This is a genomic window from Streptomyces sp. NPDC039462, from assembly GCF_055639375.1.
Map to the genome: position 1 here is coordinate 230,771 of NZ_JBVKAO010000007.1, position 22,701 is coordinate 253,471.

The 22,701-nt window shown below is 73.6% G+C and carries 23 protein-coding genes; 10 read left to right on the forward strand and 13 right to left on the reverse strand.

Going from position 1 to position 22,701, the window contains the following annotated elements; translation table 11 throughout:
• Nucleotides 1-173 precede the first annotated feature (173 nt).
• Both ACZ7LU_RS31950 and ACZ7LU_RS31955 read left to right on the forward strand, forming a co-directional pair.
• Nucleotides 174-779 (forward strand): hypothetical protein, encoded by a 606-nt coding sequence (locus ACZ7LU_RS31950; protein ID WP_471918709.1) that lies wholly within the window; start codon nucleotides 174-176, stop codon nucleotides 777-779.
• Between the two features lie 99 nt (nucleotides 780-878).
• Nucleotides 879-1,316, forward strand: coding sequence for a group III truncated hemoglobin (locus ACZ7LU_RS31955; protein WP_471918710.1), 438 nt, complete (start codon nucleotides 879-881; stop codon nucleotides 1,314-1,316).
• 83 nt (nucleotides 1,317-1,399) lie between these two features.
• On the opposite strand, the gene ACZ7LU_RS31960 is transcribed toward ACZ7LU_RS31955, so the two are convergent.
• From ACZ7LU_RS31960 to ACZ7LU_RS31985, 6 genes are all read right to left on the reverse strand, one after another.
• Entirely contained in the window at nucleotides 1,400-2,326 is a 927-nt protein-coding gene (locus ACZ7LU_RS31960; RefSeq protein WP_471918711.1) for an oxidoreductase, read from the reverse strand.
• Nucleotides 2,327-2,464: 138 nt separating this feature from the next.
• Nucleotides 2,465-3,244 carry an SDR family NAD(P)-dependent oxidoreductase gene (locus tag ACZ7LU_RS31965; protein WP_468556550.1) on the reverse strand — a complete coding sequence of 260 codons (780 nt, stop codon included), beginning with the start codon at nucleotides 3,242-3,244 and terminating at the stop codon, nucleotides 2,465-2,467.
• A gap of 67 nt (nucleotides 3,245-3,311) precedes the next feature.
• Entirely contained in the window at nucleotides 3,312-3,896 is a 585-nt protein-coding gene (locus ACZ7LU_RS31970; RefSeq protein ID WP_471918712.1) for a TetR/AcrR family transcriptional regulator, read from the reverse strand.
• Nucleotides 3,897-3,962: 66 nt separating this feature from the next.
• Nucleotides 3,963-4,304, reverse strand: coding sequence for a nitrite reductase small subunit NirD (gene nirD / locus ACZ7LU_RS31975; RefSeq protein WP_468083116.1), 342 nt, complete (start codon nucleotides 4,302-4,304; stop codon nucleotides 3,963-3,965).
• Nucleotides 4,301-6,862 (reverse strand): nitrite reductase large subunit NirB, encoded by a 2,562-nt coding sequence (nirB, locus tag ACZ7LU_RS31980; RefSeq protein ID WP_468715981.1) that lies wholly within the window; start codon nucleotides 6,860-6,862, stop codon nucleotides 4,301-4,303. Before nirB ends, nirD begins: the two co-directional genes overlap by 4 nt.
• Nucleotide 6,863: 1 nt before the next feature.
• Entirely contained in the window at nucleotides 6,864-8,123 is a 1,260-nt protein-coding gene (locus tag ACZ7LU_RS31985; RefSeq protein WP_471918713.1) for an NAD(P)/FAD-dependent oxidoreductase, read from the reverse strand.
• Between the two features lie 295 nt (nucleotides 8,124-8,418).
• On the opposite strand from ACZ7LU_RS31985, the gene ACZ7LU_RS31990 reads away from it, so the two are divergent.
• The 3 genes from ACZ7LU_RS31990 to ACZ7LU_RS32000 all read left to right on the forward strand — a co-directional run bounded on the left by ACZ7LU_RS31990 (nucleotide 8,419) and on the right by ACZ7LU_RS32000 (nucleotide 10,868).
• Nucleotides 8,419-9,750, forward strand: coding sequence for a ferredoxin reductase family protein (locus ACZ7LU_RS31990; protein WP_471918714.1), 1,332 nt, complete (start codon nucleotides 8,419-8,421; stop codon nucleotides 9,748-9,750).
• 38 nt (nucleotides 9,751-9,788) lie between these two features.
• Nucleotides 9,789-9,980: a hypothetical protein gene (locus ACZ7LU_RS31995; RefSeq protein ID WP_468303737.1), complete on the forward strand. Its 192-nt coding sequence runs from the start codon at nucleotides 9,789-9,791 to the stop codon at nucleotides 9,978-9,980.
• Nucleotides 9,981-10,085: 105 nt separating this feature from the next.
• Nucleotides 10,086-10,868, forward strand: a complete 783-nt coding sequence (locus ACZ7LU_RS32000) for a sulfite exporter TauE/SafE family protein (protein ID WP_398297495.1) — start codon at nucleotides 10,086-10,088, stop codon at nucleotides 10,866-10,868.
• Between the two features lie 19 nt (nucleotides 10,869-10,887).
• Here the strand turns inward: ACZ7LU_RS32000 and ACZ7LU_RS32005 are convergent, their stop codons facing one another.
• The 5 genes from ACZ7LU_RS32005 to ACZ7LU_RS32025 form a co-directional block, all read right to left on the reverse strand.
• Nucleotides 10,888-11,586 carry a class F sortase gene (locus ACZ7LU_RS32005; protein ID WP_471918715.1) on the reverse strand — a complete coding sequence of 233 codons (699 nt, stop codon included), beginning with the start codon at nucleotides 11,584-11,586 and terminating at the stop codon, nucleotides 10,888-10,890.
• 116 nt (nucleotides 11,587-11,702) lie between these two features.
• Nucleotides 11,703-12,269, reverse strand: coding sequence for a hypothetical protein (locus ACZ7LU_RS32010; protein WP_398297491.1), 567 nt, complete (start codon nucleotides 12,267-12,269; stop codon nucleotides 11,703-11,705).
• 293 nt (nucleotides 12,270-12,562) lie between these two features.
• The gene (gene soxR, locus ACZ7LU_RS32015; protein WP_471918716.1) at nucleotides 12,563-13,123 is read right to left on the reverse strand and encodes a redox-sensitive transcriptional activator SoxR; all 561 of its coding nucleotides are present in this window, start codon (nucleotides 13,121-13,123) and stop codon (nucleotides 12,563-12,565) included.
• A gap of 100 nt (nucleotides 13,124-13,223) precedes the next feature.
• Complete coding sequence (locus tag ACZ7LU_RS32020) at nucleotides 13,224-14,537, reverse strand: ATP-binding protein (RefSeq protein ID WP_471918717.1); 1,314 nt, start codon at nucleotides 14,535-14,537, stop codon at nucleotides 13,224-13,226.
• Complete coding sequence (locus tag ACZ7LU_RS32025; RefSeq protein WP_471918718.1) at nucleotides 14,537-15,250, reverse strand: hypothetical protein; 714 nt, start codon at nucleotides 15,248-15,250, stop codon at nucleotides 14,537-14,539. The genes ACZ7LU_RS32020 and ACZ7LU_RS32025 overlap by 1 nt, the downstream gene beginning before the upstream one ends.
• Before the next feature lie 315 nt (nucleotides 15,251-15,565).
• On the opposite strand from ACZ7LU_RS32025, the gene cutA reads away from it, so the two are divergent.
• From cutA to ACZ7LU_RS32040, 3 genes are all read left to right on the forward strand, one after another.
• Nucleotides 15,566-15,901: a divalent-cation tolerance protein CutA gene (gene cutA, locus ACZ7LU_RS32030; protein ID WP_468083129.1), complete on the forward strand. Its 336-nt coding sequence runs from the start codon at nucleotides 15,566-15,568 to the stop codon at nucleotides 15,899-15,901.
• Nucleotides 15,898-16,338: a gamma-glutamylcyclotransferase family protein gene (locus ACZ7LU_RS32035; protein WP_471918719.1), complete on the forward strand. Its 441-nt coding sequence runs from the start codon at nucleotides 15,898-15,900 to the stop codon at nucleotides 16,336-16,338. The genes cutA and ACZ7LU_RS32035 overlap by 4 nt, the downstream gene beginning before the upstream one ends.
• 199 nt (nucleotides 16,339-16,537) lie before the next feature.
• Entirely contained in the window at nucleotides 16,538-16,828 is a 291-nt protein-coding gene (locus ACZ7LU_RS32040) for a DUF6355 family natural product biosynthesis protein (protein WP_468083130.1), read from the forward strand.
• Between the two features lie 59 nt (nucleotides 16,829-16,887).
• Here the strand turns inward: ACZ7LU_RS32040 and ACZ7LU_RS32045 are convergent, their stop codons facing one another.
• A complete protein-coding gene (locus ACZ7LU_RS32045; protein ID WP_471918720.1) occupies nucleotides 16,888-19,029 on the reverse strand; it encodes a molybdopterin oxidoreductase family protein in 2,142 nt (713 codons plus the stop codon).
• A gap of 228 nt (nucleotides 19,030-19,257) precedes the next feature.
• Nucleotides 19,258-19,875 (reverse strand): SanA/YdcF family protein, encoded by a 618-nt coding sequence (locus ACZ7LU_RS32050; RefSeq protein WP_468716229.1) that lies wholly within the window; start codon nucleotides 19,873-19,875, stop codon nucleotides 19,258-19,260.
• Between the two features lie 396 nt (nucleotides 19,876-20,271).
• Here ACZ7LU_RS32050 and ACZ7LU_RS32055 point away from each other — a divergent pair, with 396 nt between their 5' ends.
• Both ACZ7LU_RS32055 and ACZ7LU_RS32060 read left to right on the forward strand, forming a co-directional pair.
• Complete coding sequence (locus ACZ7LU_RS32055) at nucleotides 20,272-21,186, forward strand: sirohydrochlorin chelatase (protein ID WP_470976092.1); 915 nt, start codon at nucleotides 20,272-20,274, stop codon at nucleotides 21,184-21,186.
• A gap of 122 nt (nucleotides 21,187-21,308) precedes the next feature.
• Nucleotides 21,309-22,637 (forward strand): deoxyguanosinetriphosphate triphosphohydrolase, encoded by a 1,329-nt coding sequence (locus ACZ7LU_RS32060; RefSeq protein ID WP_471918721.1) that lies wholly within the window; start codon nucleotides 21,309-21,311, stop codon nucleotides 22,635-22,637.
• Nucleotides 22,638-22,701: the final 64 nt, after the last annotated feature.

The following is a 22,701-nucleotide window of genomic DNA, read 5'->3' on the forward strand; positions in this document are numbered from 1 at the left end:
CATGCGGCGGGATTACGACAGGGGTGTTGCAGCCGAGTGTCACCCTTCGGACACGCTCCGGCAGGGCGGCGTAGCTGTGCCGCGTCAGCGGGCCGTCAAGGTGGGCCCACGGTGTGTATGCGGCGCGTCAAGGGCGACGACGCGGTCCGGCGTACCGTCGTACCGTGCCGCACATGGGACACAACAGGACGAGACGGGGCGCCGCGCGGGCCGCTGGGGCGCGCGGCGAGGCGGGCGCACGCTGTGGGACGGAGGCGCCCTACGGGCCGGGGACCTCGTACGCGACCGTGGCGGACCGCGGCTGGGCGGCCGACGTGCGGACCGCCGCCTTCTGCTCGCTCGGCCTCTTCGGGCTCGTCCTCTTCATCGACTGGGCCGGCGGCACCCTCGCCCCCGTCCGCCTCTGCCTGTGGGCCCCGCTCTCCGCGCTGCTCTACCTGGTGCTGCACCCCGTACGGGTGACCGCGGGCCCCGGCTGGCTCGCGGTACGGGGCCTCGGGCGCCGCAAGCACGTCTGCACCGGCCTGCTGACCGCCGTGCGGCACCGCGAGGGCGTCGCCGCCCGGCTGGTCCTGTGCGACTCGCTCGGCAACCGCGTCGAGCTGGACCCGCGGATCCTCGTCGACAACCCGCTGCTCCTGCACCGCCTCGACACCGGCGCCCGCGCCGCGCGGGAGGCCGGGCTGCTCAGGACGGGCTGCGCCGAGCTGCGGCGGCTCACCGAGCGCGCCGACGGGGCGGCGGCGAAGGCCGTCTTCGAGGCGTCGGACCTGCACTGAAAGGCAGGCGACCCCGCTGAAAGGCAGGCGACCTCCGCTGGAAGGCAGGCTCCGAGGGACTTCGGCGCCGGGGATCCCACCCGTGGCACAGTTTCAGGTGTGGACATCGCATCCCGCGCCGACCTCGACGTGCTCCTCCGCCGCTTCTACACGGCGGCCTTCGCCGACCCGCTGATCGGCCCCTTCTTCACGGAGCTCGCAGGCACCGACCTCGACGCGCACCTGCCGCGCATCACCGACTTCTGGGAGCGGGCACTCCTGCGCACCGCCGTCTACCGGCGCGACGCGTTCACCCCGCACGCCGCGCTGCACGCGGTGCGCCCGCTCACCGCCGAGCACTTCGGCCGCTGGGTCCAGCTGTGGCACGCCTCCGTCGACGGCCTACACCGAGGGCCGGCCGCGGACCGCGCCAAGGCACAGGGGGAGCGGATCGCGCTCGCCCTGCTCCGGCGTCTCGGCGGCGGGCACGCGCCCACCTCCGGGGACGGCCACGGCTTCATCCCGCTGGCGGCGCTGGAGCTGCGCAGGGCGGCATGAGCGGGGCGGGCAGTGTGCGCGGGGCCTGACCTGTGGCGCAAAATGTGCGCCGCTCAGGCCTCTTGGTCACCTCTCAGCGCATCTCAGCCCTTGAGCACGTCGTACCGCACGCCCGTCAGCCCCTCGGACGCCGCCCAGAGCCGTTCGCCCGCCACGTCGTTCAGCGTCCAGGTCGCCCGCCACGACCGCGTGGGCGCCCCGCGGAACCCGAAGGGTCCCGGCCCGGTGAACGAGTCGGGCCGCACGCCGGGCGCCGTCGCCGCGTACAGCGTGGGCAGCGCCCCGGCCGTGGCGGGCTGCGCGACGAACCGGTTGCCGAGCGCCATGAAGCGCTCGGTGCCCCTGCGGCCCATCATCCTCGGGCCCGCGCTCTGCAGGTTGGTCGAGGCGTAGCCGGGGTGGGCGGCGGCCGCCACGGTGTCGGCGCCGGTGGCGGCGAGGCGGCGCGCCAGCTCGTGGACGAAGAGGAGGTTGGCCGTCTTGGAACGGCCGTAGGCGAGCCAACGGCGGTAGTTACGCTCGCTGTTGAGGTCGCCGATGTCGATGTTGCCGAGCGCGTGCAGGCCGGACGACACGGTGACGACGCGTGCGCCGGGGGTCTCCAGGAGGCGGGGGAGCAGCAGTCCCGTGAGCGCGAAGTGCCCGAGGTGGTTGACGCCGAACTGCGTCTCGAAGCCGTCCGCGGTGCGGCGGTGAGGGAGCGCCATCACGCCCGCGTTGTTGATCAGCAGGTCCAGGCACGCGCTGTCGTACGCGTCCGCGAACCGTCGTACGGACGCCAGGTCGCCGAGGTCGAGCGGCGCGAACTCGGCGTGGGCGCCCGGCGCTTCGCCGAGCAGGCGGTCGACCGCCGCGCGCCCGCGTTCCTCGCTCCGGCAGGCGAGGAGCACGCGCGCGCCGCGGCGGGCCAGTTCGCGTGCGGTCACGTAGCCGATGCCGCTGTTCGCGCCGGTGACCACGGCCGTGCGGCCGCTCTGGTCCGGGATGTCGTTCGCGGTCCACGCCGCCATGCCAGGGCTCCCTCGCCTCGACTTCTCGCTCCGGGCACGTCGTGTTACCCAGGGTAGGACGTGCGGGGGAGCCTACGGCAGCGGCGGGCGGCTCGTGGCGGCCGGGTCGCGGCGGGTGGCTCGTGGCGGGGGCGGTCCTCAGGCCGAGGCGCCACCGTCGATCACCAGGTCCGCGCCGACCACCGAGCCGGACTCGTCGGAGGCCAGGTACAGGACCGCCGCGGCGACCTCCTCGGTCGTCGACACGCGGCCCAGCGGCGTCGACTCCTTCATGCGGGCCGCCCGGCCGGCCTCGGTCTCGCCAGGACGGAGCGACATGGTGGTGTCGGACGAGCCCGGGCTGACGGTGTTGATGCGGATGCCGTCCCGGATGTGCTCGGCGGCGGCCGCGCGGCTCAGCGCGGCGACGGCGGCCTTGGTCGCCCCGTAGGCCGCCGTGCCCGGCACGCTGGTGTGCGCGCCGAGGTTCGACGCGATGTTCACGATGGCGCCGCCCGCGGGCTGCGTGCGCATCTGCTTCACCTCGGCCTGGAGGGCCAGCAGTACGCCGGTGACGTTGATGTCGAGCATCGTGCGCCAGTCCTCCTCGGGCAGCTCGGCGACCGGCTGCCCGGCGCGCAGGACGCCCGCGTTGTTCACGGCCACGTCCAGGGAGCCGAAGCGGTCGACGGTGGCGGCGACGAGCGCGGCGAGGTCGGCGGAGCGGGAGACGTCGGCGGTGACGGCGAGGGCCTTGCCCCCGGCGTTCTCTATGAGCGCCGCGGTCTCCTTCAGGGGGCCCTCGGTGCGCCCGGCGACGACGACGTCTGCGCCCTCGGCGGCGAAGGCGAGGGCGATGGCCCGGCCGAGGCCGGAGCCGCCGCCGGTGACGAGGGCGGTGCGGCCGGCGAAGCGGGAGCGGGCGGCGGAAGCAGTCATGACAGCTCTTTTCTTGACCGATCGGTTCAGTATAAGAACAAATAAAAAGGGCGGGCGGCCCCGGCCCTCAGTCGAGCAGGGCCAGGGCCTGCTCCACCGCGTCCCGCACCCGCGCGGGATCCGCGGAGGCCTTGCCGACCACCCGCAGTCCCTGCGTCACGACGAGCAGCGTGCGGGCGAGCGCCAGCGGGTCGCGGTCCTCGGGCAGCTCGCCCTGCGCCTGCGCGCGGACGAGCGCGGAGTGCAGCAGGGTCTCGATGTGGTCCCAGCTCCGCTCGACGCCGCGGGCGGCCGCCTCGTCGTGCGGGCCGAGCTCGGCCGCGGTGTTGGTGACGAAACACCCGGCCATGCGGCCCTCCTCGGAGGTGGACTCCGCGGCGAAGCGGCGCAGCACCGCGCGCACGGCGGGCAGTGCGGGGCCCGGCTGTGCGAGCTCCGCGAGCAGCAGCGGCCGCTGGAGCTCGCCGTACCTCTCCAGTGCCTTCAGGTACAGATCGTGCTTGTTCCCGAAGGTCGCGTAGATGCTGGCGCGCCCGATGCCGAGTGCCTCGACGAGGTCCGCCATCGACGTCGCCTCGTAGCCACGCCGCCAGAACAGCTCCAGGGCCGACTGCAGCGCGGCGTCCGGATCGAATTCCTTGGTCCTGGCCACGAGGGGAACGTTACGTCTTTCTGGAACGACCGGTCAAGGCGAATTCCGGAATGAGCGGTCAAGTTGTCAGGCGATGCGGACCGGGTGCACCGCGACCGACACCTCCTCGTCGTCCAGGCACCGCCCCGTCTCCAGGTCGAACCGCTGCTTCAGGAGCGGCGATGCGACGAACGGCCGTCCCCGCTCCGTCCCGAGCAGCCCCCGGGAGAGGACCGCGGCGCCCGTGAACGGGTCCCGGTTGTCGATCGCGTACGTACGTCCCTCGCGGTCGAGGAAGAGCGCGGCCTGCCGGCCGTCGGGCAGCAGGGCGGCGAGACCCCGCCCCGGCATCAGCTGCGTACGGTCGCAGATCTCCAGCCAGTCGTCTTCCAGGCGCAGTTGGACGCTGGCGGACGTCGATTCGCTCATCGTGTGGCTCCTTCCAGGGGACGGGGGCTGATGGACAGCAGGGGGAGGTCCGGCTTGATCTGGTCGCGCTCCGGGACGAAGCCCACCGTGGGGTCGGGCACGCCCGGCGCGTTCACGAAGGACACGAAGCGCGCGAGGCGCTCCGGGTCGTCGAGGGTCTCGGCCCACTCGTCGCGGTAGTGCGTGACGTGGGCGGCCATCAGCGACTCCAGCTCGTCGCAGATGCCGAGCGAGTCGTGGACGACCACGTCGCGCACGTGGTCGAGGCCGCCGTCGATCCGGTCCAGCCAGGCGGCGGTGCGCTCCAGGCGGTCGGCGGTGCGGATGTAGAACATCAGGAACCGGTCGATGAGGCGCACCAGTTCGGCGTCGCTCAGGTCCTGTGCGAGCAGGTCCGCGTGGCGCGGGGTGGCGCCGCCGTTGCCGCCGACGTACAGGTTCCAGCCGCTCGCCGTGGCGATCACGCCGAAGTCCTTGGACTGGGCCTCGGCACACTCGCGGGCGCACCCGGAGACCGCCGACTTCAGCTTGTGGGGAGCCCGCAGCCCGCGGTACCGCAGCTCCAGATCGATGGCCATGCGCACGGAGTCCTGCACGCCGTACCGGCACCAGGTCTGTCCCACACACGACTTCACGGTGCGCAGCGCCTTGCCGTACGCGTGGCCCGACTCGAAGCCCGCGTCCACCAGCCGCGCCCAGATGACCGGCAGCTGCTCGACGCGCGCGCCGAACAGGTCGATGCGCTGCCCGCCGGTGATCTTCGTGTAGAGGCCGAAGTCCCGCGCCACCTCGCCGATGACGATCAGCTTCTCCGGCGTGATCTCGCCGCCGGGGATGCGGGGCACCACCGAATAGGAGCCGTTCTTCTGGAGGTTGGCGAGGAAGTGGTCGTTGGTGTCCTGGAGCGCGGCCTGCTCGCCGTCGAGGACGTAGCCGCCCGCGCCGATCGTCGGCGCCAGGGACGCGATGATCGAGCCGACCGCCGGCTTGCACTCGTCGCAGCCCTCGCCGCCGCGCGCCTCCTCGCGGCCGTGGGCGTCGAGGAGTTCGCGGAAGGAGGTGATGCGCAGGGCGTGGATGATCTCGTACAGCTCCTGGCGGGTCTGCCCGAAGCAGCCGCACAGCCCGCCGTCACCGCTCTTGGGGAGGAGCTGCCCGATCACCTTCAGGCAACTTCCGCAGCCGGTACCGGCCTTGGTGCACTTCTTCACCTCGGGCAGCGAGGAGCAGGCGCAGATCTGGTCCTTGGTGACGTTGTGGCAGTTGCAGATCACCGCGGAGCCGGGCAGCGCCTCCGGGCCGAGCGCGACGGGGGCGCCCGCGCCCGCGGGCAGCACCAACTGCTCGGCGGGCACCGGCGGCACGGAACCGGTGAGCGGGCGCAGCAGCCCGTACGCGTCCGCGTCGCCGACCAGGATCCCGCCGAGCAGCTCGCCGCCGGGCGCCATCACCAGCTTCTTGTACGTCCCCGAGCGCGAGTCGGTGTAGACGACGTCGAGGCAGCCCTCCGCGGTGCCGTGCGCGTCGCCGAACGACGCCACGTCGACACCGAGGAGCTTCAGCTTGGTCGACAGATCGGCGCCGGTGAAGCTCGCCTCCCGGGAGGCGATGGCGGCGGCCGCCGTCTGCGCCATCTCGTAGCCGGGCGCGACCAGGCCGTAGACGCGGCCGTCCGCCGCGAGGGCGCACTCGCCGATCGCGTACACGTGCGGGTCGCTGGTGCGGCACTGCTCGTCGACCGCGATGCCGCCGCGCTCGCCGACCTCCAGGCCGTGCTCGCGGGCGAGCTGGTCGCGCGGCCGTACGCCCGCGGAGAACACCACCAGATCCGTGGCGACCTCGCTGCCGTCGGACAGCTTCATGCCGGTCACGGCGCCGTCCTCGCCCGTCACGATCTCCTGCGTGCCGGTGCCGGTGTGCACGGTCAGACCCATGCCGGTGATGGTCCGCAGGAGCGCGGCGCCACCGCCCTCGTCGACCTGCACCGGCATCAGCCGCGGCGCGAACTCCACGACGTGCGTGGTGAGTCCGAGACCCTTCAGGGCGCCCGCCGCCTCCAGGCCGAGCAGCCCGCCGCCGACGACCGCGCCGGTGGTGGCGCGCCGCTTCGCGTACTCCTCGATGGCGAGCAGGTCCTCGATGGTGCGGTAGACGAAACAGCCCGTCGCGTCCTTGCCGGGCACCGGCGGCACGAAGGGGTAGGAGCCGGTCGCGAGCACGAGCGTGTCGTACGCGAAGACGGCGCCGGAGCGCGCGGTGACCGTCCTGGCCTCGCGGTCGAAGCTCTCCGCCGCGTCGCCCACGTACAGCTCGATGCCGTGCTCGTCGAGGAACGCCCGGTCGGTCATGGAGAGTTCGTCGGGCGTGCGGCCCGAGAAGTACGAGGTGAGCTGCACCCGGTCGTAGGCGGGGCGCGGCTCCTCGCACAGGACCACGATCCGGTGGCTCGCCGTGAGGCCCTGCTCGGCGGCGGCCTCCAGGAACCGCTGGCCGACCATGCCGTGCCCGACGAGTACGAGGGTGGGGCGGGAGTGCGGGGTCTGTGCGGGCGTGGTCATGTCAGCGGCCTCCGTCGTAAGCGAGCAGGTGGAGCAGGGGGCTGTCGTCGTCGGGCAGCGGGTCGTCGGACTCCCAGGCACGGGCCAGCGCGCCGACCGCGCCGAGCTCGCCGAGCAGGACACCGCCGACGAGCCGGCCGCCGCGGACGACGACCTTGCGGTACGTGCCGCGGGTGGCATCGGCGAGCTGGATGACGTCGTCGTCGGGGCGCGGCTCCGGGTCGCCGAAGGCCGCGAGGTCCAGCGGGCCCGGGCCCGGCAGGGTGAGGCGCGTGAGGGTGCGGGTGCCGGTGTACGGGCGGGCGGCGTCCGGAGCGGCGGGTTCGCGGGCGAGCGCCGCGGCGAGCGCGTCGGCCTGCTCCACGGCGGGCGTCGCCAGACCGTAGACGCGGCCCGCGTGCTCCGCGCAGTCGCCGACCGCCCGGATGTGCGGGTCGGACGTCCGCAGCAGGTCGTCCACGACGATGCCGCGGCGCACGTCGAGACCGGCGGCCTGCGCGAGCCCCGTGCGGGGGCGCACCCCGCAGGCGAGGACGGTCAGATCCGTGTCCAGCAGATAACCGTCGGCGAGCTCGACCCGGCGTACGGCGCTGTTGGTGACGCCGACCCCGCGCACCCGGCACTCGGTGTGCACCTCCACCCCGAGGTCCGTGAGGTGCCGGCGCACCAGCTCCGACGAGGCCGGGTCGAGGTGCCGCTCCATGAGCCGCTCGGCCTGCTGGGTCAGCACGACCTGGGCGCCGCGCCGGGCCAGCGCACGGGCCGCCGACACCCCGAGGAGGCCGCCGCCGATGACGACGGCGCGGACGCCCGGCGTCACGGCCGCGGACAGGGCGAGACAGTCGTCCATGGTCCGGAACGCGTGCACGCCGCCAGGGAGCTCGTGGGCCCCCGGCGCGAACAGGCCCCGCAGCGGCGGCAGGACCGGGTTCGAGCCCGTCGCGAGGACGAGCGTGCCGTACGGGACGACGCTGCCGTCCGCGCAGTGCACCCGCCGCTCGGCGCGGTCGACGCGGACCACGCGTGTACGGAGCACGGGCCCCGGCGGGCTCGGCAGGGTGATCACGTCCGGCCCGTACCGGCCCGCGAGGACCTCGGCGAGCAGCACGCGGTTGTACGGGGGGTGCTCCTCCTCGCCGATCAGGACCGTGCCGGCGCCGAGGCGCTGCGCGACGCGGGTGCCGGCGAGGCCCGCGCCGATCACCACGACACCGGGGCCCGGTGCGGGGCCGGGGGGCGTCGGCTGCGCTGAGGAGGTCATGTCCCGCAGCCTGCGGGGCGGGTGTTACCCGGCCGGGGCCGGGTTGTTTCCCTGGGGGAACGGTGTGCTCAGCGGGTGCCTTCGGCTGGTGTGAGGGGTTGTGTGCGGGGCCTTCTGTCCCGCCGCTTCGCGGCGGATGCCTCCCACCCGCCCACCCGTTTGCCCCGCGCCGCGCCCTTGCCGTAGGGGCCCCTCGCTTAACCCCCCTTGAGGTGATCCTCAAGAGTGCCTTAAGGATCACGCATACCTCGCTGACCAGCCGTTTCCCAGGCGCACCCGCGCCTAGTGTGCCGCCGTGACCCCCCAGCCAGCCGCACCCCCTCTCCGTATCGCCCCCCGAGCCCTCCGCGCCGGTATCACCGGCGGCGGGCTCGCCGTCGTCGCGTTGTGGGCCGTACAGATGGAGCCGTCCGCACGGCTCGACGTGCTGTTCGCCACCGGGGCGCACCTGACCGGGCTGCTCGCCGGGTACGGGGTGCTCGTCATGCTGTTCCTGATGGCCCGCGTGCCCGCCGTCGAGCACGGCGTCGGCGCCGACCGGCTCGCGCGGCTGCACGCGCTCGGCGGGCGGTACGTCCTGAGCCTCTGCGCGGCCCACGCACTCCTCGCGCTGTGCGGATACGCCGTCCACACCGAAACCGACCTGCTCCACGCCACCCTCGACCTGCTCGGCTACCCGGGCCTCGCCGCCGCCACCGCGGGCACCGCCCTGCTCGCCGCCGTCGGCGTCACCTCCGCCCGCGCCCTGCGCCGCCGCATCCCGCACGAGACCTGGCGCGCCGTCCACCTGCTCACCCACCTCGGCGCCGCCCTCGCCTTCGCCCACCAGCTCGCGGGACCGGATGTCGCGGGCAGTGTCCTGACCGTGTGGCTCTGGTCGCTGGCGCACGCCACCGTCGCCGTCCTCCTCGTCTGGTACCGCATCGTCGTGCCCGTACGGCAGGCGCTGCGGCACAGCCTGCGCGTCGTCGACGTACGCGACGCGGGTCCCGGGGTCGTCTCCGTGGCCGTGCGGGGCATCGGCGTCGACCGGCTGCGCGCCGAACCGGGGCAGTTCTTCCGGTGGCGCTTCCTCCAGCGCAGGCTCTGGCACACCGCGCTGCCCTTCTCGCTCTCCGCACCCGTCCGCGACGACACGCTGCGCATCACCGTCAAAGCGGCCGGCGACCACACACGGCGGATGCGGCGGCTGCGGCCCGGCACGCGCGTCCTGGCCACCGGCCCCTTCGGCGCGCTCACCGCGCACCGGCGCACGCGGCGCAAGGTGCTGCTCCTCGCCGGCGGCCTCGGCATCACACCGTTGCGGGCGCTCTTCGAGACGCTGCCCGGCGGGCCCGGCGACCTCACCCTGCTCTACCGGGCGAGCAGCGCCGAACAGCTCGTCCTGCGGGACGAACTGGAGGCCATCGCCGCGAGCCGCCGGGCCGGCCTGCACTACCTGCTCGGCCCCTCCGACGCCGCCTTCGACCCCATGGCCCCCCAGTCGCTGCGCAACCTCGTCCCCGGCCTCGCCGACCACGACGTCTATGTGTGCGGCCCGCCGGGCATGTCCGCCGCGGCGACGAAGGCCCTCGCCCGCGCGGGAGTCCCGGAGGACCGCATCCACACGGAGTGCTTCACGCTCTGACCGAGCGCCGAACCGCCCCCCTCACGAGAAAGCTGGTCATGGGACGCCACCGCAAACCCCTCGCCCCTGCGCCGCACCCCACCCGCCGGGCCCGTCGCGGGCTCGCCGCCGGGCTGGCCGGAGCGAGCGCGCTGATCGCCACGGTCCTCGCCCTCACCGTCGACCCGTCGGCGCCCCCGGCCCCCGACCGGCCCTCGGCGGACGTGCCCGCGCCACAGGCCGCACCCTGAACCGGTCAGAGAAGACCGCAGGAGACCTCAGAAGTCGCTCAAGTCTCGCCCTTTCCCGCCGATTTCCGTGGACGGCGCAATGATCGCGTCCATAGGGTCGCGATCATGCCTGACATATCGCTGACCACGGTCGTCGTCCTCTGCCTCGCCGCCCTCGCGGCCGGCTGGATCGACGCCGTGGTCGGGGGCGGGGGACTGCTGCTGCTCCCCGCCCTGCTGCTCGGACTGCCCGGCGGCACTCCGGCCGCGCACGCACTCGGCACGAACAAGGCCGTCGCCATCGTCGGGACGACCGGCGCCGCCGTCACGTACGTCAGGAAGACACCCGTCGACGTGCCGACCGCCGTGCGGATCGGGCTCGCCGCGCTCGCCGGGTCGATGGGCGGCGCCTTCTTCGCGGCGGGGATGAGCACCGAGGTGCTGAAGCCCGTGATCATGGTGGTGCTGCTCGCCGTCGCCGCCTTCGTGATCCTCAGGCCCGCCTTCGGCACCGCGCCCGCCACCGGCCCCGCGTCCCCGAAGCGGATCCTCGCCGCGATCGGCCTCGCGGGCCTCGGCATCGGCTTCTACGACGGCCTCATCGGCCCCGGCACCGGCACGTTCCTCGTCCTCGCCCTGACCGCCGTGCTCCACCTCGACCTCGTCACGGCCTCCGCCACCGCGAAGATCGTGAACTGCTGCACCAACGCGGGCGCCCTCGCGATGTTCGCCTGGCAGGGCGCGGTCCTGTGGCAGCTGGCCGGCCTCATGGCGGTCTTCAACCTCGCGGGCGGCATGTTCGGCGCGCGCACGGCCCTCAAGAAGGGCAGCGGCTTCGTCCGCATCGTGCTCCTGACCACCGTCTTCGGGCTCGTCGTGAAGATGGCGTACGAGCAGTGGGTGGCGTAGCGACGGAGCCCGGGGAGGCTCAGCGCACCGCCGTCAGGTGGGCGAAGACCACCACGTTGCCCTGGTAGCCGGTCTGTTTCGAGTACTTCCCGCCGCAGGTGATGACCCGCAGCTCGGGCCGCGACGCGGCGCCGTACACCTTCCGGTCCGGGAAGTCCTTGGCGTCGTACACCTCGTTCGCGTCGACCGTGAAGACGGCCACGCTGCCGTCCCTGCGCTCCACCTCGATGGTGCGGCCCTTCTGCAGCGCGCCCAGCTCGTAGAAGACGGCGGGCCCCTCCTGGTTGTCGACGTGACCCGCCACGATGGCGGTGCCGCGCTCGCCGGGCGTGGTGCCCGCCTCGTACCAGCCCGCGAGGTTCGTGCGCTCCGGCGGCGGTACGTCGAGGCTGCCCTGCCGGGTCAGGCCGAGCCCCATCAGGGGGGTGTCGACGCCGATGGAGGGGATCCGCACGCGGTCGGGCGGGGACGGCGGGAGCGGTGCGGTGCCGGGGGCGCGGGAGGCGGCGGGCTGCTGGTGGCGGGCGTCGGGGCCGGGCGACGCGGCCTGCGCGGCGGAGGGCTGCGGCGGCGGCCGGAGCCCTCCGCCGCCGCTCAGCAGCCACGCCCCGGAGCAGAGCGCCACGGCGGTGACGGTTGCTATGACGGCGTTGCCGGTCTTGCGGCCGGCACCACGTCGCGTACGAAGACGCGTACGAGGTCGTGTACGGATGCGCATACGGCGGCCCCCTCGGGGTCGAGCGGTGCTGGCCCTCGTCCCCCTCCCCGCCCGAGGGGGACACGGGCCGGGAGGGGGCGGGGGTGGCGGTACCGGTGGACAGCGGAGGGTGTCCGTCAGATCCTGTCGCCTCTCGCGCGGCGGTGCAGGAGCCAGGTACCGCCCGCGGCGGCGACGGCCAGGGCCGCCACTCCCGCCGCGGTCTGCACGGGGTCGGGACCGAGCGCGCCGCCGACCCCCGTCTTCACGTGTCCCTTGGGAAGCTGTCGGGGCCGCTCGCCGGCGGCCGCGGTGGAGGTGATCGTGACGACGAGATCACCCGCGACCCGCTTGTCCTTCGTGCCGGAGCCGCCGGACCCGGAGCACGTCGCGACGATCTCGTACGTGCCGGGCTGGGCGGACGGCGGCACCTCGAACCGTCCCGCGGCGGCCTCACCGCCCTCCTGGCGGGTGCCGGGCGCCAGCGCGAACCTGCCCGCCCCCACCGCGCTCGCGTCACCCGCAGCGGTCCCGCCCGAACCACAGGCGGTCGTGTGCACGGTGACGGTGGAACCGGGTGTGACGGTGGCGGGCCGGATCTCCAGGCCGCCGGCGGGCGGGCCGGGAGCGGCGGAGGCGGGGGCGGTCAGGGCGCCCGTGGCCACGACGAGAGCGGTGACGGTCAGCAGGCGGGCGTTGCGCATGTGCTCGTTCCTCCGAGGGGCCTACGCGCGAGAACGGCCCGCGGCACCCCCAAGTGCCGCTGCGTCGGTCGAACCCCGCTCTACCGAGGTAAGTGGCACTCGGCGGCGCACGCCTCCCGATGAGGCATCAGAAAGCGGGCGCGGCGGCGGTTCCTGACGCGGTGAAGGCAGCGTTCCAGCAGGTCACCGGCGTATCGGAGGAAAGTGTCCGAAGGGTGGGGGCGGCGCCTGTGAATGGGTGACCCGGACCGCCGGACGGGGGGCTGCCGGCCCCGCGGCCCGCCCCGCCCCTGTCACGCGGACACGGTGTTCTGGTCCTCGTCGGCGGTTTCACAGGTCCCGGTGGCTTCGCAGGACTCGGTGGTGGTCTCGCAGGACCCGGTGGCGCACGGGATCTTCTTCTCCACCAGGCGGCGCGGGCCGGGGCCGCGCGAGCCGAGGGAGTCCCACGTGTTCGACAGCGCGCACCGGGAGAGCGAGAGGCAGCCGCAGCCGATGCAGTCGGTGAGGTTGTCGCGCAGCCGCTGGAGGGTCCGTATCCGGGTGTCGAGGTCCTCGCGCCAGCACTCGGAGATCCTGGCCCAGTCCGCACGGTTCGGCGTGCGGTCCTCGGGGAGCAGGGCGAGCACCTCGCGGATCGTGGCGAGCGGCATGCCGAGCTGCTGCGACGTACGGATGAAGGCGACCCGGCGCAGGGTGTCGCGGCTGTAACGGCGCTGGTTGCCCGTGGTGCGGCGGGACGTGATGAGGCCTTCGCTCTCGTAGAACCGCAGGGCGGACGGGGCGACTCCACTCCGCTCGGCGAGCTCGCCGATGGTGGCTTCCTTGGCTTTCGGCGTGAGGCGCTGGGTCATGCGGTCAGCGTAAGTCAGCGCGGTCGTCCAACACCCCCGAGCTGAAGCAGTGTTCAGCTCCGCGCCCGCCTCCCGCCCGCACTCGCCTCAGGCCCCCGTCTCAGGCACCCGGCAGGCGTACCACCGCCAGCGCGCCCCCGTCCGCCGCGTTGGCCAGGTCCACCCGGGCGCCGATCACCTGGGCCTGGCCGAACGCGATGGTCAGACCGAGCCCGGTGCCCTGGCCGCGTTCGCGCGCGCCGGTCTGGAAGCGCCGCGGGCCGTCCTGGAGCAGGTGTTCGGGGAAGCCGGGCCCGTGATCACGGACCGTCACCGCCACGCCGTCGACCTCCACCTCGACGGGGTCGCCGCCGTGCTTGCGTGCGTTGTTGACGAGGTTGGTCAGGATCCGCTCCAGGCGGCGCGCGTCCGTGCGGACGAACGTGTCGTACGCCGTCTCCGCGCCCCGCACCGTGAAACCGGCCCCCGAACCGCCGCCCGCACGCTCCGCGATGGTCTCGACGAGCCGCCCCAGCGGATGCGCCTCCAGGTCCGGCTTCTCCACCTCCGCGTCGAGGCGCGCCACTTCGAGCAGGTCCTCCGTGAGGGTGTGCAGGGCGCGGACCCGGTCGCGCACGAGCTCGGTCGGGCGGCTCGCGGGCAGCAGCTCGGCCGCCGTGTGCAGACCGGTCAGCGGGGTGCGCAGCTCGTGGGCGACGTCGGCGGTGAAGCGCTGCTCGGCCTCCAGGCGCTGCTGGAGCGTCGCGGCCATCGTGTCGACGGCGGTGGCCAGTTCGGCCACCTCGTCCTTGCCGTGCCGCGCGCCGGGCGGGCGCGGGTGGTCGATACGGGCGTCCAGGTCGCCCTGGCTGATGCGCCGCGCGATGGCCGCCGCCGTGCGCAACTGTCGGCTGAGCCTGCTGGACAGGCCCGCGCCGCCGAGCGCGGCGAGGCCGACGACGACGGCGCCCGAGATCAGCAGCCGCCGGTCGAAGTCGGCCATCTCCGCGGCCTGTTCGCGCAGCGGCTCACGGACGGACAGGACGTGCCGGGGGCGGTCGCCGACCGGCCGTGCCGCCCAGACGCACGGGTCGTCGTCCGAGGACATGTCGAGGTAGGTGGTGCGCTGCCCGGCCAGCGCCGCCCGCCGCAGCGCCGCGGGCAGTCCCGGGTCGTCGAGGGCGGAGTCCGTCTCGCTCTGGTCGACCTGTCCCGTCAGCTCGTACAGCTGGCGTACGCGCACGAGCTGCGCGATCGCCCCGGACCGCGCGCCCGACGAGACCTGGTCGAGCCGGGCGTGGTGGACGAGCAGACCGATGGCGACGGCGACCACGGCGCAGCCCGCCGCGAGCAGCGCGGTGATCTTCCAGCGCAGCCCGAGGCCTAGCCCGATCCCGATCCCGATCCCGAGCCTGGTGGGCGCGAGGCGCGGCATCACGGGCCTCCCGGGGACGGGGACGGGGACGGGGCCGGAGAGGTCGGCTCGTTCGTGTCGGTCGGCCGGGGCGGCTTCTGGTAGTTCTTGATGTCGCTGACCGTGGACATCCGGGCGCCGTCCCAGTGGAAGCGGACGGCCTGCTCGCCGCCCTCGGAGCACGGGGTGCGCACCAGCAGGTCGGGGCCGATCGTCTCCACGCTCAGGTTCCTGCCGGAGGTGAACAGGACGGGGAAGACCTTGCCGTCGTGCTCCCTGTAGACGGCCAGGAGCGAGCGCCCGCTCTCCGTGTCGGCGGCCACCAGCATCTCGGGCTTCTTGTCACCGGTCAGGTCCAGGAACATCGGCGGCCGCAGCCCCGCCCGCCCCGGCCGGTCGATCGTCCCGCGCCCGGCCAGCGGCTTCATACGGGGGTCGGCCCGCAGGATCGCGTGGACGTCCATCGCGGCCAGCCCCCCGGAGCCGACCTTCGGCAGGCCCGGCAACGCCCGCGGCGGCGGCTGGTGCGTGGCGGCCTCGGCGCCCGGGGCGCGCGACGACTTGCCTGCCCAGGCGGGCCAGACGGCCTCGGGGTGCGGCTGCACGGAGACGGACGGCGCGGCGTCGCCGTGCCCGAGTCCGTCCGTGCTGCCGCATCCGGTGAGCGCGAGGGCCGCCAGAGCGGCGAAGAGGGCGGCGCTCAGGAGGAGCGGGCGGCGGAGGATCGGATTCATGGGGGCTGACCGTCGTCACGTGGAGAGCGGGGGCGGGGGCGGGAGAGCGGAGGGGTTGGGGGAGCGGGGGCGCTGGTGGTGGCCGGTCCGGGGACTGCGACGGGGATTCGACAGAGGGACCGGGCCGGCCACCGCTCTCGAAGGTAGGAACCGTCCATCACGGAAGACCGGAGGTTGTGTAACAACTGCCCCCAAGCTCCCCCAGAACGCCATGTTCAGGACCTTCGACCTGGGCACTCGCCCCTGGACATCGCTGGACGCAGCTGGACACCCCTGGACGCCGCTGTGCTGTGCCGCGCTGTGCACAATCGGCGTATGGACGACGAACCGAACGTGCGGGTGCTGACCGTGCTGACCACGACGGACACCGAGGACAAGGCACGGGACCTCGCGGGCGGCGCGGTGCGGGCGCGCGTCGCGGCCTGCGCGCAGATCGCCGGACCCGTCACGTCCGTGTACCGGTGGGAAGGCGCGCTGGAGACCGCCCACGAGTGGCAGGTGCTGTTCAAGACGACGCCCGGCCGCTACGCCGCCCTGGAGACATGGCTCCACGCCGCCCACGACTACGACACTCCGGAGATCATCGCGACCCCGGTGGTGCGGGGCAGCGCCGCCTACCTGGAGTGGGTGGAGCGGGAGACCACCGAGTGACCTCGCGTGCCGGGGTCCGGCTGCCGTTCTTCGTGTACGGCACGCTGCGCCCGGGGGAGCGGAACCACGCCGCCCACTTCGACGGCCGTGTCGCCGCGCAGGGACCGGCCCGGCTGCCGGACGCCGTCCTCTACGAGGGGCCCGGCTACCCCTACCTCGTCGAGGAGCCCGGGAGCGGCCCGGTGCACGGGGAGTTGGTGACCGCGCTGCCCGCCGCCTACGACCGGCTCCTCGCCGCCCTCGACCTCCTTGAGGAGTACCGCCCGGGCGACCCCCGCAACCTCTACGACCGAGTCGCACGCGCCGCACTCCGGCCCGACGGGTCGGTGGTACCCGCCTGGGTCTACGTCGCGGCCCCGCGGGTCGCGGCCGGCCTGCGGGCATCCGGGACGGTGATCGGTGGCGGGAACTGGGCCGCGCATCGCCTCGGGAGGTAACTCCCGCCCCACACGGCGGCGTTCGCCCCATCAGGGCGAATCCGCAGCTCAAACGCGTATCCACCCGATCCGGTGATCCGAATCACTCGTGCGAGCGAGTTGGCGTGACTACGCTCTGTGAGCGACGCCAAGCTCTCCGTGTGCACCTGCTGGTGCGCGAGGAGGTGCGCGAGCACCCTGTCCCAGAAGGAATCGCCCTATGCGAGTACGCCGTTCCCTGTCGGCCCTCATCGGCGCCCTGACCCTCGGCCTCGGCATGACCCTGGCGTCTACGGCCTCCGCCGAGCCGGCGGCCGTCATGAACCCCTGCGGGTTCTACGAGACCCACACCGACGCCTACTACAACCACTGCACGAGCGACGGCTCGAAGATCCTGATCGAGATCGACGACTGGGGCCCCAACACGACCAGGTGCGTGGGACCGGGCGTCACCTGGATCGGCAAGGCCGGTGACGTGGACGGCGCCTGGTACATCGGCCGCACCTGCTGATTCCCGCCTCCTCGTACGACCGCGGGCCCGGACCTCGACCCCGGGCCCGCCCCACCGCCTCACGACCGCGCCACCCGCTCCACCTCTTCCACCCGCTCCTCCTCTTCCGCCCGTTCCACCTCTTCCACCCGCTCCAACCGCACCGCGCACACCTTGAACTCCGGCATCCGTGACACGGGATCCAGCGCCGGGTTCGTCAGGTTGTTGGCCCGCCCCTCGCCCGGCCAGTGGAACGGCATGAAGACCGTGTCGGCGCGGATCGCCGTCGTGACCCGCGCCGGAGCCACCGCGCGGCCCCGCCGAGAGACCACGGCGACCGGATCGTCCTCCCCGACCCCCAGACGCGCGGCGAGCCTCGGATGCAGCTCCACGAAGGGCCCCGGAGCAGCAGAGTTGAGCTCGTCGACGCGCCGCGTCTGGGCCCCGGACTGGTACTGCGCCAGCACCCGCCCCGTGGTGAGCAGCACCGGATACTCCGCGTCCGGCTCCTCCGCGGCATCCCGGTGCACCACCGGCACGAAACGCGCCCGCCCGTCCTCGGTCGCGAACCGGTCGAGGAACAGCCGTGGCGTACCCGCGGCCTCAGGCCCCGCGGGACACGGCCAGAACACTCCCTTCCCGTCGTCCTCCCGCAACCGCTCGTAGCTGATCCCCGAGTAGTCCGCGGGCCCGCCCGCGCTCGCCCGGCGCAACTCCTCGAAGACTTCCTCCGGTTCGGTGGGGAAGCCCTTCCCGTGGCCGAGGCGCTCCGCGAGCCCGTGCAGCACGTCGAGGTCGCCGCGCACCCCGGCCGGCGCGGACACGGCCTGCCGCCGCAGCAGCACCCTCCCCTCCAGGTTCGTCACCGTCCCGGTCTCCTCCGCCCACTGCGTCACCGGCAGCACCACGTCCGCGAGCCGAGCCGTCTCGGACAGCACCACGTCCGCCACCGCGAGGAAGTCGAGCGACCGCAGCCGCTCCTCCACATGCGCGGCCCGGGGCGCGGACACCACCGGGTTGGAGCCCATCAGCAGCAACGTCTTGATGTCCCCGCCCAACGCGTCCAGCAACTCGTACGCCGACCGCCCCGGCCCCGGCAGGGAGTCCGGGTCCACGCCCCAGACCTCCGCCACATGGGCCCGCGCCGCCGGATCCGTCAGCTTGCGGTAACCGGGCAACTGGTCCGCCTTCTGGCCGTGTTCCCGCCCGCCCTGGCCGTTGCCCTGCCCCGTCAGGCAGCCGTACCCGGACAGCGGACGCCCCGCGCGACCCGTGGCGAGACACAGGTTGATCCACGCCCCTACCGTGTCCGTGCCCTTGGACTGCTGCTCCGGCCCGCGCGCGGTGAGCACCATCGCGTTGTCGGCGTCGCAGAAAAGACGCACGGCCTCCCGCAGCTCGGGCACCGCCACGCCGGTGATCCGCTCGACGTGCTCTGGCCAGTGCGCCATCGCCGCCGCCCGCGCCTCCTCCCATCCACTCGTCCGCTCCTCGATGTACGTCTCGTCCGTACGGCCCTCGGCCACGACCAGGTGCAGCAGCCCGAGCGCCAGGGCGAGGTCCGTGCCGGGCCTCGGCGCCAGGTGCAGATCGGCCTGCTCGGCCGTCCGGGTCCGCCGGGGGTCCACGACGATCAGCGTGCCGCCGTTCGCCCTGAGCTCGGTCAGATACCGCAGGGCGGGCGGCATCGTCTCGGCGAGGTTCGACCCGACGAGGATCACGCAGCCGGTGCGCGGGATGTCCTCCAGCGGGAACGGCAGCCCCCGGTCGAGTCCGAACGCCCGCTGCCCGGCGGCCGCGGCCGACGACATGCAGAACCGTCCGTTGTAGTCGATCTGCGACGTGCCGAGCGCCACCCTCGCGAACTTGCCCAGCGTGTACGCCTTCTCGTTGGTCAGGCCGCCCCCGCCGAACACCCCGCACGCGTCCGCGCCGTGTTCTGCACGGGTGCGGGCGAGTTCGCCCGCGATCCGGTCGAGGGCCTCCTCCCAGGTGGCCGGCGTGAGCCTGCCCGTGGCGTGGGATCGGACGAGTGGCTCCGTCAGACGCACCCGGGAGGAGAGCACGGCGGGAGCCGTGCGGCCCTTGCCGCACAGGGCCCCCTTGTTGACGGGGAAGTCCGGCCGCTCGACGACCTCCACACCTTGGGGGCCCTCGGTGAGGGCCATCCCGCATTGCAGCGCGCAGTACGGGCAGTGGGTCGCAGTCGCCGTGGTGTGCATGGGGTCAGCGTGCGTCGGGCTTGTTACGTGTCCTGCGCCTTCGTGTTACGCGTGCGGTAATCCCATCTCAGGCGTCCCTGCGTCCTGCGGTGAGGCCTCCCTCCCTGTGTGTCGTTGCGCGGCTCGGCTTCTCGGCTGCCTGGATTTGAGCGTTGCCGGGTGCGGGTTGTTCTTGGCTGGTCGCGCAGTTCCCCGCGCCCCTGACGGGGCGCGCCGGTCCTTTGTCCTTTACGGGGCGCGGTGTGTCGTCAGGGCTTGGGTTATGCCTGGTTCCTGGGGGCCCAGGAAGTGGGGGTCCGGGTGGAATGTCGCGTCCAGGGCTGCCTTGCCTGCGGCGAGAATCTCGCGGGCGCCGCCGTAGTACCAGGTCGCGTCGTGTACGGCGTCCACCGCGACCCCGTACGACGAGACGCCCGCCGCGTCACACAGCGCGACCGCTCTGCGTATGTGGAAGCCCTGGCTGATCAGCACCGCACGGTCCACGCCGAAGATCTTCTTGGCGCGGACACAGGAGTCCCAGGTGTCGAACCCGGCGTAGTCACTCACTATGCGGCGCCCCGGCACGCCGTGCTCCTGGAGATAGGCGCGCATGGCGTCCGGCTCGTCGTAGTCCTCGCGGCTGTTGTCGCCCGTGACGAGCACGACCTCTATTCGCCCCGTGCGGTACAACTCCGCCGCCGCGTCGAGCCGGTGCGCCAGATACGGCGACGGCTCGCCCTTCCACAGCCCGGCGCCGAAGACCACCGCGACCCGGGTGCGCGGCGCGTCCGCGACCGAGCCCACCTTGCCGTCCGTCGTCACGAACAGCCAGGTCGCGGGCAGCAGCGCGAGCACGCACAGCGCCATCACCGCCTGCACCGCACGCCGCTGCCCCTGCCGTGAGCGCGGCAGCCGTAGCCGTAGCCGCAGCCACTGAGGCCACTGAGGTTTGTTGCGCAGCCGCAGTCGCGGGCCGTCCGTACGGCGCGTCGTCCCGTCGCCGTCCCCGTGCTTTTCCATTGGTGACCCGCCCCCGTGCCCGTCGGATCTCCCCCGATCCGATCAATGCCACAACCGTAGACCGGCCCACCGGCCACGTCAGTGACGCGTGCCCCCGAAAACACCCCCGAGAACACCCCGAGAGCACCCCCGGGAACACCCCGACCCACCCTGACAGCGCCCCGCCGCCCACCGTGAGCCCGTGGAAAACAGTCGTCACGGCCGCGCAACGCGTCCGCAATATGTCCCCGCCATCCTCGGTTCATGACGCCGTCGACCGCTCTTCGCGACGAGTCCGGCAGCACTCACCTCGACAGTACGGCGCAGATCATGGACCGCATCACCAGCCAGCTCGGCACCCAGCTCAGCCTCGTCTCACCCGACGGTAGCCGCCGCCCCGCCCCGCGCCACACCCCGCGTCCCGACCCCCGCCCCACGCTCGTCCTCGTCGCCCACGGCAGCCGCGACCCGCGCGCCCTCACCACCGTCACGGCACTCGCCGAGCGGATCCGCGAGCAACGCCCCGGCCTCGCCGTCCGGCTGGGCCACATCGAGCTGAACGAGCCGCTGCTCACCGAGACCCTCGCGGCGCAGCGGTCCGGCTCCGCCGTGCTCGTGCCGCTGCTCCTCGGCCGCGGCCAGCACGTCAAGCGCGACGTGCCTGCGGCCGCCGCGGGCGCGCCCCACCTCGATACCCGCGTCGCCGGCCCGCTCGGCCCTCACCCGCTGCTCGCCGAGGCGCTGCACGCCCGGCTCGTCCAGGCCGGCTGGCCCGAGCGCCCCCGGGGCGCGGGCGCGCGGCGCAGGCACGCGGTGGTCCTCGCCGCCGCGGGCTCCCGCGACCCCGAGTCGGCCGCCGACACGGAGACCGCCGCCGGGCTGCTCGCCGAACGCCTGGGCGTCCCCGTCGTGCCCGCCTACGCCGCGCCCACCCCGGCCTGTGCCCGCACCGTGCCGGAGGCGCTCGAAGCCCTGGCCGCCGACGGCCGGACACGCACCGCCGTCGCCGCCTACTTCACCGCGCCGGGCCGCTTCGCCACCCAGACCGCGGCCGCCGCACCCTGGATCGCCGCCGCCCCCCTCGGCCCCCACCCGGCGCTCGCCCGCCTCGTCCTGCACCGCTACGACCAGGCACGCACCGCCCCGGCACCGTCCCGGCGGCGGCTCACCAGCGTCTGACGGAGGACGGGCGCCGGGGGAAGAACGCCGGAGGACGGAAGCCGGGCGCCCGAGCGGACGCGGGAGGCCGAATCCAAGGGGCCAGATCCCTGTTTGTCACTGCTTGCGTCTACTGTCGGTGCATGGAAGGCACAGCACGGAACGCGCGACCCGAGACCCGCACCGCCGATGGCGTCTACGGCGCGTACGACGACGCGGCCGTCGAGCGGTGGGCCGCCGAGCCCGACAAGAGGCCGGGGCGCACGGCCTTCCAGCGCGACCGCGCGCGCGTCCTGCACTCCGCGGCGCTGCGCCGCCTCGCCGGAAAGACCCAGGTCGTCACGCCCGGCACCAGGAGCCAGGCCTGGGACGCCAGCGCCCGCACCCGGCTGACGCACTCCCTGGAGTGCGCCCAGGTGGGCCGCGAGCTGGGCGCCGCCCTGGGCTGTGACCCCGACCTGGTCGAGATGGCCTGCCTCTCCCACGACCTCGGCCACCCCCCGTTCGGGCACAACGGCGAACAGGCGCTGAACGAAGTCGCGGCGGACTGCGGCGGCTTCGAGGGCAACGCCCAGTCGCTCAGGCTCCTCACCCGCATCGAGCCGAAGCGCTTCGTCCGCTCCGAGTCCACCGGCGACCTCGTCAGCGTGGGACTCAACCTCACCCGGGCCGCCCTCGACGCCGCCACCAAGTACCCCTGGCCGCGCGGCGCCCACCCCGCCGACCCGGCATCCCCCAAATTCGGTGTCTACGAAGACGACCGGCCCGTCTTCGACTGGGTCCGCAAGGAGGCCCCGGGACAGCGCATCTGTTTCGAGGCGCAGATCATGGACTGGTCCGACGACGTCGCGTACTCGGTCCACGACTTCGAAGACGGCCTGCACGCCGGCCACATCGATCCGAACGCGTTGCACGCCGAGCCCGAGCGCCAGGACATCTACGCCGTCGCGCTCGGGCGTTACGTCCCTTCGAACACCGACCCCGAAGAGCTCGCCCAGGCGCTCGACCGCCTCTTGGACCAGGAGTGGTGGCCGCACGGGTACGACGGATCGGCCGTCGCGCAGGCCCGGTTGAAGGACGCCACCAGCCAGCTCATCGGCCGTTTCTGTCTGGCCGCGGAGAGCGCCACCCGCGCGCGGTACGGCACGGGCCCCCTCACGCGGTACACCGCGGAGCTCGTCGTCCCCCGCGCGGCACGACACGAATGCGCCGTCCTGAAGGCCGTCGCCGACCGCTATGTGATGCAGCGCCCCGCCCAGGAGCGGCTCCGCGCGGACCAGCGCGTCGTCGTCGCCGAGCTCGCCGAGGCACTCACCACGCGCGCGCCCGACGGACTCGACCCGCAGTTCCGCGCGCTGTACGACGCGGCGCCCGACGACCGCGCCGCCCAGCGCGTCGTGGTCGACCAGATCGCGTCCCTCACCGACGCGGCGGCCCGCGCCCTGCACACCCGACTGACGGCGAGACTCTGATGAAACGACGATGAGAGCCTGTGTCGTGACCATGGAGTGACCACGGGCTGTGACGAAATGTGGC